Origin of the sequence: Luteibacter sp. 621 (assembly GCF_050435445.1) — a bacterium.
Taxonomy (GTDB): domain Bacteria; phylum Pseudomonadota; class Gammaproteobacteria; order Xanthomonadales; family Rhodanobacteraceae; genus Luteibacter.
This window is the reverse complement of record NZ_JBNDKI010000022.1, coordinates 47,938-60,946: the sequence shown is the minus strand read 5'-3', so window position 1 is coordinate 60,946 and position 13,009 is coordinate 47,938. Positions and strand designations below refer to the sequence as shown.

Sequence of the window (13,009 nt, the reverse complement as noted above, 5' to 3'; positions counted from 1 at the left end):
GTCAGGCCCCTGCCAGCGCGCGCGTTCGTTCGCCCTCGGTCGCTTTGACCTCGCTGGCGGGAATCACGTAGTCGCGGTTGTAGTTGAACGTGTGGATGATCGAGACAGCGATGATGCCGACGAAGCTGAGCGCGGCCAGCCACCAGATGTACCAGACCATCGCAAAGCCCAGGACGGTGCACAGGCCAGCGACGATCACGCCCACGCCGGTGCTGCGCGGCATAGGCACGGGCTGGAAGCCTTCCGTCGGCCGCTGGTAGCCATGCTCCTTCATGTCCTGCCACGCATCCAGGTCGTACACCACCGGCGTGAGCGCGAAGTTATAAGCGGGCGGCGGCGAGGAGGTGCTCCACTCCAGGGTGCGGCCGTTCCACGGGTCGCCGGTGACATCGCGCAGCGCCTTGCGCTTCACGATCCCCATCACGATGCTCATGACGAAGCCGAGGATACCGATGAGGATGATGACCGCGCCGATTGCCGCGACGACGAAGTAGGGGCGAAGGGATACATCATCGAGGTGGTTGATACGGCGCGGTACGCCCATCAGGCCCACGATGTAGATAGGCGTCCAGGCCACCCAGTAACCCACGACCCAACCCCAGAAGGCGACCTTGCCCCAGAATTCATCCAGCTTGAAGCCGAAGGCCTTCGGGAACCAGTACACCATGCCGGCAAACAGGCCGAACACCACGCCACCGATGATGGTGTTGTGGAAGTGCGCGACAAGGAACAGCGAGTTGTGCAGCACGAAGTCGGCAGCGGGGACGGCAAGCAGCACGCCGGTCATGCCGCCCACCACGAAGGTGAGCATGAACGCCACCACCCACATCATCGGCAACTCGAAGCGGATCTCGCCGCGAAACATGGTGAACAGCCAGTTGAAGACCTTCGCGCCCGTGGGAATCGCGATGATCATGGTCGCGATGCCGAAGAACGAGTTCACCGAAGCGCCCGAACCCATGGTGAAGAAATGATGCAGCCACACCAGGTACGAGAGCAGCGTGATCACGACCGTCGCGTACACCATTGAGCTATAGCCAAACAGGCGCTTGCCGGTGAAGGTGGAGGTGATCTCCGAGTAGATACCGAACGCCGGAAGGACCAGGACATAGACCTCGGGATGGCCCCAGATCCACACCATGTTCCAGTACATCATCGGGCTGCCGCCCATCTCGTTGGTGAAGAAGTTGGTGCCGGCGTAGCGGTCAAGGATCAGCAGGAAGAACGCGGCGGTAAGCGCCGGAAAGATCGCGATGGCGAGGATGTTGCTGCACAGCGCCGTCCAGGTGAACACCGGCATCTTCATCATGGTCATGCCGGGGGCACGCATTTTGATGATGGTGGCGACCATGTTGATGGCCGATAGCGTGGTTCCCACGCCCGCGATCTCCAACGACCACAGGTAGTAGTCCACACCGGAATCCGGGCTGTACTGAAGCTCGGCCAGCGGTGCGTACGAAAGCCAGCCCGTGCGCGCGAACTCACCGACGAACAGCGAGATCATCACCAGCACGGCACCGGCCGCCGTCAGCCAGAAACTGAGATTGTTGAGATAGGGGAATGCGACATCGCGTGCGCCAATCTGCAGCGGCATCACGAAGTTCACGATCCCGACCACCAGCGGAATGGCCACGAAGAAAATCATGATCGTGCCGTGCGCGGTGAAGATCTGGTCATAGTGGTGCGCGGCCAGGTACCCCTGGTTCGCCCCGAACGCCATGGCTTGCTGCGCGCGCATCATCAGCGCATCGGAAAACCCGCGCAGCAACATGATGATGCCGAGCACGATGTACATGATGCCGATCTTCTTGTGATCGACGCTGGTGAGCCACTCGCGCCACAGCCAGCCCCAGCGCTTAAGCCAGGTAAGCACGCCAACGGCGGCCAGGCCGAGCACGGCCACCGCGATGAAGGCGCCTATCAGGATGGGTTCGTGGAGCGGAAGGGCGTCGAGCGAGAGCCGCCCGAGCAGCCCGTTGGGAGAGCTAGCGTCTAGCATGGTCTTTCCGTGGGCAGGCCCAGGGGCGCGCAAGGCGCCCTGGGCGGGTAAATGAAGGGGTTCAGTGGCCGGCGTCCATCGGCGGCATGTCCGCGTGCGCATCGCCCGCCATCGTCATGTCGCCGTGCGTCGCACCATCTTTGGCGGCATCGATTCGCATGATCTCGTTCTTGCACAGCGTGCCCGGGGCGATGCAGCGGTTCACGGCGCGCTGGAAGGTATCCTTTGGCACACTGCCGAAATGCATCACCGGGACCTTTTCGCTCGGCTGATCGAGGGCGATGTAACGCTCGGTCGACAGGGCCTCCGGGGAGCTCTTCACCTGCGCCACCCAGCGATCAAAGCCGGCCTGGTCCACGCCGTGCAGCTGGAAGCGCATATCGGTGTAGCCGGCGCCGGTGTAGTTGCCCGAGTAGCCCCACGTGTCGCCCGGCTCGTTCAGTACCGCATGCAGCATGGATTGCATGCCGGGCATCGCGTAGATCATGCCGGCCAGGGTCGGTGCGTAGAACGTGTTCATCTGGCTGGTGGCGGTGATGGTGAAGCGCACCGGCACATCCACCGGCAGCGCCAGCTCGTTCACCGTGGCGATGCCCTGTTCGGGGTAAATGAACAGCCACTTCCAGTCCATGGCCACCACCTGGATCTCCAGGGGTTTCGTGCCTGCAGGAATGGGCCGGCCCGCCGAGATGCGATCCAGCGGCCGGAAGGGATCCAGCTTGTGCGTGGTCACCCAGGTAACGGCGCCGAGGATGCCGATGATGATAAGCGGGATGCTCCACACCGCCAGCTCGATACGCGTGGAGTGGGTGAAACCGGGATCGTAGGCCTGTGGATTCTTTCCCTTGCGGTAGCGCAGGGCGAACACCACGATCAGGGTCATCACCGGCACGATGACAAGCAGCATCAGGCCGGTGGCGACAAGGATAAGGTCACGCTGCTGCCGGGCGATGTCCCCCGTGGGGTTCATCACCACCATGTCGCAGCCGGCGAGGAAGAGGGGCGCGGCCGCCGTGGCGAGCCGTCTTGCCCATTTTGTGGTGAAGGTTTGACCAGTCATGGGCGCAAAGGCTAGGCCCATGACCTCCAATCAGTTTTGAGCCTGCGCAGTTTTTGCGGCGTGCTCGCTGGTTGCGACGTTTTGCCCTGCGGCTTAGCCGGGCAGCTTCGCGATCACCTTGATCTCAAACTGAAACCCATAGAGCCAGGTCACGCCCACGCATGTGATCGTGGGGTACGGCGCTTCGCCCCAGAACTCCGGCACCACGGCCCAGATTCGCTCGAAGTGTTTTTCCGGGTCGACGATGAAGACGGTGGTATCAACCACGTCATCGAAGGTGAGGCCGGCGGCGGCGAGGACGCCGTTGAGGTTGGTGAAGGCCAGGCGCACCTGGGCTTCGAGGTCGGGCTCGGGGGAGCCGTCCTCGCGGCTGCCGACCTGGCCGCTTACGAAGATGTGGCCGCCGGAGCGGACCGCGGGGGAATACCGGTTGCGCTCGTACAGGGCCTGGCGGCCGGTGGGGAACACGACATCACGCTTTGCCATGGGGTTACTCCATCGGTGGGCGCTTGGGCCCGTGGGGAACGATGGCTCCAATCTAGGCACCGGCCGGGGTGGGATAAACGAGCAACCGCACCCATCACTGTTTGTAGAATCCAAACAGTCCGACGTCGGCAGGGGGTAAGTTGTGGATCGTTTCGACGCCATGCAGGCGTTCGTACGGGTGGTGGAGACGCGAAGCTTCACCAAGGCCGCCGATACCCTGCATATGAGCAAGACCACGGTGACCCAGCTTGTGCAGCAGCTGGAGACGCGCCTGCGGGTGAAGCTGCTTAATCGAACGACGCGCAAGGTGAACGTCACCGCCGATGGCGCCGTGTATTACGAGCGTGCCGTACGCCTGCTCGCCGAACTGGATGATGCGGAGACCAGTCTTTCGAGCGCTTCAGCCGTGCCGCGTGGCCGGCTTCGTGTCGATGTGCCCAGCCCCTTCGCGCGGCTCGTGCTGGTACCCGCGTTGCCGGCATTCCATGCGCGTTACCCCGATATCCAGATCGACATGGGTGTCAGCGACCGAGTGGTCGACATCATCGGGGAGAACGTGGATTGCGTCGTGCGCGGCGGTACGCTGCTTGACCAGTCGCTGATGGCCCGCTCGCTGGGCGACCTTCAGCTGGGTGCCTATGCCGCGCCAGCCTACCTGGCAAATCACGGGACACCGATCGATCCACGCGACCTCGAAGGCACCCACCACCGCATCGTCGGCTTCCTGTGGGCACGTTCGGGCAAGACATACCCCTATGTCATGCAGCGTGATGGGGAGCAGGTGGAGGTGCAAGGCCAGCATGCGTTCGCTTTCGATGATGGGAATGCGTACCTGGCCGCGGGTGTGGCTGGGCTCGGCGTGATCTGGCTTCCCACCTATATGGCGGAGGTACACCGCGAGCGTGGGGAGCTGGTCCCACTGTTCGCGGACTGGTCATTTGAATCCATGCCGATGCACGTGGCCTACCCGCCTAACCGGCACGTGAGCGCGAAGCTTCGGGTGTTTATTGATTGGGTGGTGGAACTGATGCTGGGGAAGACGCTTTGATACCGCACTTTACGGACCATGCCGCAAATGAGCGCACCTACCTGGCGTGGGTGCGGACAGCGATCGCCGTGATGGCCTTCGGGTTTCTGCTGGAACGCTTCGATCTGTTCCTGGCGTTTGCGCTGGCAACGGGCCCGCATACAGCCGTGCACGTGAACACCCGGGCCACGGAACTGTTAGGGCTGGGTTTGATACTGGTCGGGGCTTGGATGACGTGGCTGGCTACGCTGCGATATCACCGGAACAAGCGACAGATTGCGGATGAGGACAACCACAGTTATTCGGGCACGGGGCCGCAGAGGGCGCTCTCGTGGCTTGTGGTGGTGATTGGGATCTTCCTTGTTGGGTATGTGGCCCGGCAGCTGGTGGTGATTTCGTTGTAGGTGGGGGTGAGGGGATCGCGCGCGAGCGCGCTCCTACAGGGGGCGACGATCCCTGATGGGTATAGACCTCTGGATTGTCGGCGGGATTATTGGAGGAGGCGGTTGATTTCTTCGACGTCGCTGAGCTGGGCGGCGCCGACGCTGCGCTTCAGCAGCAGTTTGTTGAGGATGAACTGGTGGCGGAGCGAGGTGTACTGGGTGCGCACTTCGGCGAGGATCTGGATGGCCACCACGACGTTAGTCAGGCTCTGCGTGCCAATGTCGTAACCGGCGCGCAGCGACGCCAGTGATTTCTTCGCTGATTCGACGGCCGTGCGTGCGTCATCGACCTGGCTGATGCCGGCGACCACCAGATTGAAATAATTGTAGGCATCACGGGCGGCCTGGCGGCGCGACGATTCCAGATCACCCTGGTCGGCATCGCGCTGGTGGATCGCCTGGCGAACCTGCGACTGGGTAAGGCCACCACTGAACAACGGTACGGCGACGACCAGGCCGATCGTGGTGCTACCCGGGCCGTAACCCGCGCCGCCACGATTCACGTTGGACCACGAACCGAGCTTGTCGTAGCCCACGGCCACGTTCAGCGTGGGCAGGTGGCCACTGCGGGCCGCGTTGATCGAGTGCTCATCGGCCTTCACCAGATGCGTGGCCGCGACCACCGAGGGGTTCTGTTCCTCGGCCTGCTTTACCCACACGGTCGCATCGTCCGGCGTGGGGCGATCCATTGGCAGATCATCGCGCAGCGTCTTCAGCGTGCCCGGCTCCTTGCCCGTCAGCTGCTGCAGGGCGCGGCGTGCATCCTTCAACGCGTTTTCCGCATCGACCCGCTCGGACTTGATGAAGAGGTAGTAGGCGTGCGACTGGGTCAGGTCGGCTTCTGGTGCAAGGCCCTTGTCGAACAAGGTTTGCGCCTGGTTGTACGACTGGTGGTACGCGTCCTCGTAGGACTGGAACACCTCGACCTGGTCCTGCGCCACGAGCACGTTGAAGTACGCCTGGGTCGAGCGGACGTACAGGTCCTGCAGTTCCCCTTCGTAGGTCGCGTTCTGCGCTTCGGCGGTCTGCTGGGCCTGGCGTTCGCGGGCGAACTTGGAAAGATCGACCACGGTCTGGTCGAGGTTCAACGTGAGGTCGCGCTGGCGGCTATGACCGTCGCCGCCGTTCACGGGGGTGCCATCGCTATTGGTGTTGTTCGAATAGGCCGGATGGAACTGCTGAAGGCTGAGGCCCGCGGAGAGCTGTGGCAGCAAGGCAGCACGAGCCTGGGGGACGCCTTCGGCCACCACCAGCCGGCGTGCATCCGCACTTTGCAGCACGGGGTCGTTGGCCACCGCCTCGCGGTAGATGTCCATGAGGTCTTCGGCGCCAGCCACGGCGGGCAAACCGCCGGTGAGGGCCAGCAGGCCGGCAAGGCAGGCCGAGAGGGTGTTCTTACGCATGGACGGTTTCCCTAAACGCACGGAGGCTTCCCGGCGTTGAGCAACTACCGTGCCACGACCACAGGCTCGTTCTATCCCACTGTTTCTTCGAAGGTTCGCATGAACCGGCGTAAAGCGCCGCTGTCCGGAATCGTGTCCGCGGACAACGCAGGCCGGACAGTACCGGTCATGGGCTGGCCGGCATGTTGAGCGCCGAACGGACCGTCAGTTCGTACCAATGCTCCTTTCCGCGGGCATCGTGGTACTTGCGCAACACCGGCGCCAGCTCGTTCTCGGCGCACCAGGTGGCGAACACCTTCCACGCCGCGTTGTACGGGTGGGTGGGGTTGCGGATGTCGTAATCCGGGGTCCAGCGGAACGTCTGCAGGATGAGCGCGACCGTGTTGTTCTGCCCGGCACCCAGCTGGACCGGACGCACTTCGGCGCCGGCGAGGATGCGCGAGGTGAACTCCGTTTTCGCCGTATCGAAGAACTCCTGCACCTGGCGCAGGTCGCGCTCGCCGCAGGGGCCGTTGCTGCTGGCACTACGCTCAAGGTCCTGCATGCAATCGGCCTTGATGCAGTTCTCGGTGATGCGCAGCATCGCGCCTAGGGTCGAAGAGGACATGGTGTGAACCTCGGTGTGCGTTCTCAGCGGTTGGCGACGTTCGGGGCCGGCTCGGCTTGCCAGCCGCCACCCAGCGCCCGGATCAGGTCCACGGTGGCGCCAGCCTGTTCGCCGCGCAGCTGCACCTCGTTAAGTCTCGCGCCCAGCACCACGCGCTCGGCATCCAGGATGTTCAGGTAGGCCACCGATCCATCCTCATATTGCGCTTTCGACAGGCCGAAGGCACGTGTGGAAGCGTTCACCGCATCACCTTGCACGGCGGTCTGCTCCTGGAGGATGCGCAGATTGGAGAGGCTATCCTCCACCTCCCGAAACGCCACAAGGACCTGCCCACGGTACTGGGCCACGCTTTCTTCGTAACGCGCCTTGGCCTGTTCCAGGTTGCCCTTCCTCACACCCCCGTCGAACAGGGGCAAATTGATGGCGGTACCCACCAGTGGTCCCAGCAGGAAGCTGCGGCTCGACCACTTGAACACGTTGCTCAGGCTTTCGGCTTCGTACCCGCCGGTGCCGGTCAGCACGATGGAGGGGAAGTAGGCGGCGCGCGCCACACCCACCCGCGCGTTGGTGGCGGCCATGGCACGCTCGGCCGCCGAGACATCCGGCCGCCGCTCGAGCAGGCTGGATGGCAGGCCGGGCGGGATGTGGAGCTCCACGGGTTTCAGTGGCGCGGGCGCGAAGGTGAAATTCGCCGGCGCCTTGCCCAACAGCACCGCCAGCGCGTGCTCGGTCGTCGCGCGAGCGCGCCGCGCGGACATGGCATCGGATTTTGCCGTCGCCAGTTCCGCCTCGGCCTGCGCCCTGTCCAGATCGGTCACCTCGCCAGCCTCGTAGCGGTTCGAAACGAAGGTCAGCGTGTCCTTCCGCAACTCAATGGCGCGGTCGTAAACGACAATCTCCGCATCCAGCTCGCGCAGCCGGAAATAGTTCTGGGCCACATCGGCCTGCAGCATCAACTGCACCGACTGGTACAGCGCCTGCGATTCCTGGCTCTCGGCCTTTGCCGCGGCCACCGTGGAAGCGACCCGGCCAAAGAGATCCACCTCGTAAGAGATATTCGCCTGCGCCCGCCATACGGTCTGCGCATCCGGGCGCACGCCGGTATCCGGCACACCGAGCGATTCGGGCGCGTTCTGCTGCCGCGTGGGGCCAAAGCCGGCGGAGATATTCGGGAAGCGGGCCGCGCCCGCCGTACGTTCGGCGGCTCTCGCCTCCTGCACGCGCGCCGCCGCCACGGCGAGGTTCGTGTTACCAGCCATCGCCTGCGTTTCCAGCTCGTCCAGCTGCGGCTCGCCGAACACCTTCCACCACTCGCCGCGGCCCGCAGCCTCCGCCGGCAGCGCGGGTTGCCAGCTCCCTTGTGCGTCGGCGCCTAGCGATTCCTTATACGCCGACGGGGGGGCTACATCGGGCACCTTGTACTTTGGCGCCAGTGAGCAGCCGGCCACGCCACACGCGACCAGCACACCAAGCAAAGCGATATGCGTACGCATCAGCTGGCCCTCTCCGGCAAGGCATCCTCGATACCGATGACGCGCCCGTTGCGGCCGTGCTTGTCTTCAAGCTGGTGGGCGCCCGCCAGCGCACGCATGAGCACGTAGAACACCGGTGTCAGTAGCAAACCGAATAGCGTGACACCCAGCATGCCGAAGAACACCGCGATGCCCATGGCGTGTCGCGTCTCGGAACCCGCGCCGTGGGAAAACACGAGCGGCACCACGCCCATGATGAAAGCGATAGAGGTCATGAGGATCGGGCGCAGACGCAGGCGACTGGCCTCGATCGCCGCCTCCACGATGCTGCGACCCTGTATCTCCAGCTCGCGTGCGAACTCGACGATCAGGATAGCGTTCTTCGAGGCCAGGCCCACCAGCACCATCAAGCCCACCTGGGTGAAGATGTTGTTGTCGCCGTTATCCAGCCATACGCCGAACAACGCGCACAGCAGGCTCATCGGCACGATCAGGATCACCGCCAGTGGCAGCGTGAGGCTTTCATACAGCGCGGCCAGGGTGAGGTAGACGAGCAGCAGGCTGACCGGGAAAACGATCACGGCGGTGTTGCCGGCGATGATCTGCTGGAAGGTCAGGTCGGTCCATTCGAGCTTGAACCCGCGCGGCAGGGTTTCCGCCGCCAGGCGCTCCACCGCGGCTTGCGCCTCGCCCGAGGAATAGCCCGGCGCCGGCCCGCCGTTGATATCGGCGGCAAGGTAACCGTTGTAGCGCACGACGGATTCTGGCCCGTAGGTGGTCGAGACCTTTACCAGCGACGAAAGCGGGATCATTTCCCCCGCCGCATTGCGGGTCTTCAGCTGGCCAATATCCTCCGGGTGCGCGCGGAACGGCGCATCGGCCTGCACGCGCACCTGGAACACGCGGCCGAAGCGGTTGAAGTCGTTGACGTACTGCGAGCCCAGGAACACCTGCATGGTATTGAACACGTCGGTGACGGCTACGCCCAGCTGCTTGGCGTTGTCGCGATCCAGATCCACCTTCAGCTGCGGCACATCGATCTGGTAATTGGTGAACGCCGGACCCAGCTCGGGCGTCTTCGCGGCCTTGGCAAGAAAGTTCTTCGTGACCTCGTTCAGCGCCGTATAACCCTGCGCACCGCGGTCCTCGATCTGGAACTTGAACCCGCCCAGCGTGCCAAGACCAAGCACCGGCGGCGGTGGAAACACCGCAATGAACGCGCCCTTGATGGCGGCATACTTCTTGTTGAGCGCCATGGCGATGGCGCCAGCCGATTCGCTGGCACCGTGACGATCGGCCGAAGGGGTGAGTTTCAGGAACATCACCACGGAGCTGGACGAGTTCACGAAGCCGTTGATCGAAAGGCCCGGGTGCTGCACGGCGTGTTCTACACCGGGTTGTTCGAGGCCGATGCGGCCCATGTCACGCGTGATCGCTTCGGCGCGATCCAGCGATGCCCCGTTTGGCAGCTGCGCGATGGCAATGATGTACTCCTTGTCCTGCAGCGGCACGAATCCTCCCGGCACGATGTGGCCCATGAACGCGGCACCGCCCAGCAGCACGAGGTACACCACGACCATGACCCATTTGTGCTGGATGACGCCAGCGACGCCGCGGCCGTAATAGTCGGAGCCCCGCTGGAACACCCGGTTGAACGCGCCAAAGAACCGGCCAAGCACACGATCCATACCGCGTGTGAGCCAATCCTTGGGCTCGTCCCTGCCCTTCAGCAGCAAGGCGGCCATGGCCGGTGAGAAGGTCAGGGAGTTGAACGCCGAGATGACCGTGGAGATGGCGATGGTCATCGCAAATTGCTTGTAGAACTGGCCGGTAAGGCCGGACATGAAGGCCAGGGGCACGAATACCGCGACCAGCGTCAGCGCGATCGCCACGATGGGCCCGCTCACTTCGGACATGGCCTGGTAAGTCGCATCCCGCGCCGGTAGACCCGACTCGATGTTTCGCTCGACGTTCTCCACCACAACGATCGCATCGTCCACCACGATACCGATGGCCAGCACCATGCCAAACAGCGATAGGGCGTTGATGGAATACCCAAGGATCAACAGCAAGGAGAACGTGCCGACGATCGATACCGGCACTGCCAACAGCGGAATGAGCGACGCTCGCCAGGTTTGCAGGAACAGGATGACCACCAGCACGACCAGGATCACTGCTTCGATCAAGGTGTGGATCACCGCCTCGATACTTGCCCGCACGAAGGTCGTCGGGTCGTACACGATGCTGTACTCCACGCCGGGTGGCATATCCGGCTGAAGCTCTTTCATCGCCTCGCGCACGTCGTGCGATACCTGCAGCGAGTTCGCCCCGGGCAGCTGGAAGATCCACAGCGCCGCGGCTTCCTTGTTATCCAGCAGCGCTCGCGACCCGAACTCGGCCGCGCCAAGCTCCACGCGCGCGACATCGCGCAGATGGATCAATGCTCCCGCCTCACTCTTCAGCACAATGTCGCGGAACTCATCCTCGGTCTGCAGGCGTCCTTTGGCGTTGATGCTGAGCTGCAACGGCACTTGCCCTTTCATCGGTGAGCCGCCGATAAGGCCGGCAGCCACCTGCACGTTCTGCTCGCGAATGGCGGCCACCACATCCGCGGCAGTGAGGTTGCGCTCTGCCAGCTTCTGCGGATCGAGCCACACGCGCATGGCGTAGTCACCAGAGCCCTTGATCACCACCTGGCCCACGCCGGTAATCCGCTCCAGGCGTTCCTTGACGTTGATCAGCGCGTAATTGCGCAGGTAAGTCTGGTCGTAGCGGTTGTCCGGCGAGATCAGGTGCACCACCAGCGTGAGCGTCGGTGAGGACTTGATCGTGGTGACGCCCAGCAGCTGTACATCGGGTGGCAGGCGCGGCAACGCCTGCGATACGCGGTTCTGCACCAGCTGCTGGTTCTTGTCCGGATCGGTGCCGAGGCGGAACGTGACCGTGAGCGCCATGTTGCCATCGGCACTGGCCTGGGATTGCATGTAGAGCATGCCTTCCACGCCGTTGATCTGCTCTTCCAACGGCGCGGCCACGGTATCGGCCAGCACCTTGGGATTTGCACCGGGATACGAGGCATAGACCACCACCGAGGGCGGCACCACCTCGGGATACTCCGAGATCGGCAACGCGAACACGGAAATGACGCCGGCCAGCAGGATAAGCGTGGAGAGCACCCACGCGAAGATCGGCCTGTCGATGAAGAAGCGGGAGATATTCATGGCATCTCGCTATGGCCGACAGGGTCAGCGACTGGCGACGGGATCGTTTTCGCCGGACATGGCGACGACCTTGGGTTTCACGGCATCACCGGGATGCACGCGCTGGAAGCCGCTGACGATGATCCGCTCACCCGGCTTCAGGCCCGTATCCACGATGCGCAGGCCATCGACAAGGTTGCCGAGGGTGACCTCGCGGTACTGCGCCTTGCTCTTGTCATCCACCACCAGCACGTACTTCTTCGCCTGGTCGGTGGAGATGGCGCGGTCGTCGATAAGGATGGCGGGATGGGGCAGCCCGGCGCCCACCGATACCCGCGCGAACAACCCGGGGACCAGGGCGCCGTCGGGATTATCGAAAGCTGCACGAACCCGGATAGTCCCGGTGGTGTTATTCAACTGGTTATCCACAGAGGCCACCTTGCCAATCCGCGGTGTGCCTTCATCGGTAGCCAGACCCAAATGGACCACGACCTCGCGCTGGCCGACCAGGCTGAGATAACGCAGGTACGTCTGTTCATCCACGTCGAAGTCGGCGTAGATGGGCGACATGGAGACCAGGGTGGTGAGGGAGGGCGAGCTGTAGCCGGCGGCGACGATGTTGCCAACGGTGCGTTCGGCGCGTGAGACCTTGCCATCGACCGGTGCGTTGATCGCGGTGTAATCCAGGTTCACGCGGGCCTCGGTGAGCGCGGCTTCCGCGGCCTTTACGTCGGCGGTCGCTGTCAGCGACGCGTTGTAGCGATCGTCGAAGTCGCGCTTCGAGATGGCATTACCCGCCTGCAGTTTCTGGGCGCGAGCGTAGTCTGCCGTGGTGAACACCGCGCGCGCCCTGGCGGCGGCGACCTGCGCCGTGGCGCGGTCCACGGCGGCGGCATAGGGGCGCGGGTCGATCAGGAAGAGCGGATCGCCCTTCTTAACGGTCTGCCCGTCCTTGAAGTACACCTTCATGATGGTGCCGGGCACCTGCGCCCGGATATCCACGCGCTCGATCGCCTGCAAGCGGCCCGAGTAGGTTTGCCACTCGGCCACGGGTTTGTTCACCACCTGGGCGACATCCACCTCGGTGGCCTGCGCGGCGGCATCGGGCGCGTGCTTTCCGCAGGCGGTCAACAGCACGGCGAGCGGCAACATGACCGCGACAACCGTGGAAGGAAGGCGATTAGCGAGGTTCATGGATTTGTCCCCAACAGCGGATGCGGACGTACGGGCAGCTCGTGCCGAGTGTCGGGGGCGCAGGCATGCGCCCGATAGAACCGCCCTGCTGCTATTTGGATGCGATCGCAAGGCCGCT

Annotated in this window: 10 protein-coding genes; 2 read left to right on the top strand and 8 right to left on the bottom strand. The window is 63.7% G+C overall.

The features are described 5' to 3' along the window. Window position 1: 1 nt before the first annotated feature. The 3 genes from cyoB to ABIE56_RS19215 form a co-directional block, all read right to left on the bottom strand. Window positions 2-1,999 carry a cytochrome o ubiquinol oxidase subunit I gene (gene cyoB / locus ABIE56_RS19225; protein ID WP_429245415.1) on the bottom strand — a complete coding sequence of 666 codons (1,998 nt, stop codon included), beginning with the start codon at window positions 1,997-1,999 and terminating at the stop codon, window positions 2-4. A 61-nt stretch (window positions 2,000-2,060) separates the two neighbouring features. Beyond that, on the bottom strand, window positions 2,061-3,059 hold the full coding sequence (cyoA, locus tag ABIE56_RS19220) for a ubiquinol oxidase subunit II (RefSeq protein ID WP_429245414.1): 999 nt from the start codon (window positions 3,057-3,059) through the stop codon (window positions 2,061-2,063). A 93-nt stretch (window positions 3,060-3,152) separates the two neighbouring features. Continuing rightward, window positions 3,153-3,545, bottom strand: coding sequence for a RidA family protein (locus ABIE56_RS19215; protein WP_429245413.1), 393 nt, complete (start codon window positions 3,543-3,545; stop codon window positions 3,153-3,155). Window positions 3,546-3,705: 160 nt separating this feature from the next. Between ABIE56_RS19215 and ABIE56_RS19210 the strand changes: the two genes are divergently transcribed. Both ABIE56_RS19210 and ABIE56_RS19205 read left to right on the top strand, forming a co-directional pair. Further along, window positions 3,706-4,593 carry a LysR substrate-binding domain-containing protein gene (locus tag ABIE56_RS19210; RefSeq protein WP_429245449.1) on the top strand — a complete coding sequence of 296 codons (888 nt, stop codon included), beginning with the start codon at window positions 3,706-3,708 and terminating at the stop codon, window positions 4,591-4,593. Further along, window positions 4,590-4,976: a YidH family protein gene (locus tag ABIE56_RS19205; RefSeq protein WP_429245412.1), complete on the top strand. Its 387-nt coding sequence runs from the start codon at window positions 4,590-4,592 to the stop codon at window positions 4,974-4,976. Before ABIE56_RS19210 ends, ABIE56_RS19205 begins: the two co-directional genes overlap by 4 nt. 86 nt (window positions 4,977-5,062) lie before the next feature. On the opposite strand, the gene ABIE56_RS19200 is transcribed toward ABIE56_RS19205, so the two are convergent. The 5 genes from ABIE56_RS19200 to ABIE56_RS19180 form a co-directional block, all read right to left on the bottom strand. Continuing rightward, window positions 5,063-6,418 (bottom strand): TolC family outer membrane protein, encoded by a 1,356-nt coding sequence (locus ABIE56_RS19200; RefSeq protein WP_429245411.1) that lies wholly within the window; start codon window positions 6,416-6,418, stop codon window positions 5,063-5,065. Between the two features lie 166 nt (window positions 6,419-6,584). Beyond that, entirely contained in the window at window positions 6,585-7,025 is a 441-nt protein-coding gene (locus ABIE56_RS19195; RefSeq protein WP_429245410.1) for a hypothetical protein, read from the bottom strand. 23 nt (window positions 7,026-7,048) lie between these two features. Next, on the bottom strand, window positions 7,049-8,518 hold the full coding sequence (locus ABIE56_RS19190; RefSeq protein WP_429245409.1) for an efflux transporter outer membrane subunit: 1,470 nt from the start codon (window positions 8,516-8,518) through the stop codon (window positions 7,049-7,051). After that, window positions 8,518-11,718, bottom strand: coding sequence for an efflux RND transporter permease subunit (locus ABIE56_RS19185; RefSeq protein WP_429245408.1), 3,201 nt, complete (start codon window positions 11,716-11,718; stop codon window positions 8,518-8,520). Before ABIE56_RS19185 ends, ABIE56_RS19190 begins: the two co-directional genes overlap by 1 nt. A 24-nt stretch (window positions 11,719-11,742) precedes the next feature. Next, window positions 11,743-12,891 carry an efflux RND transporter periplasmic adaptor subunit gene (locus ABIE56_RS19180; RefSeq protein ID WP_429245407.1) on the bottom strand — a complete coding sequence of 383 codons (1,149 nt, stop codon included), beginning with the start codon at window positions 12,889-12,891 and terminating at the stop codon, window positions 11,743-11,745. Window positions 12,892-13,009 lie beyond the last annotated feature (118 nt).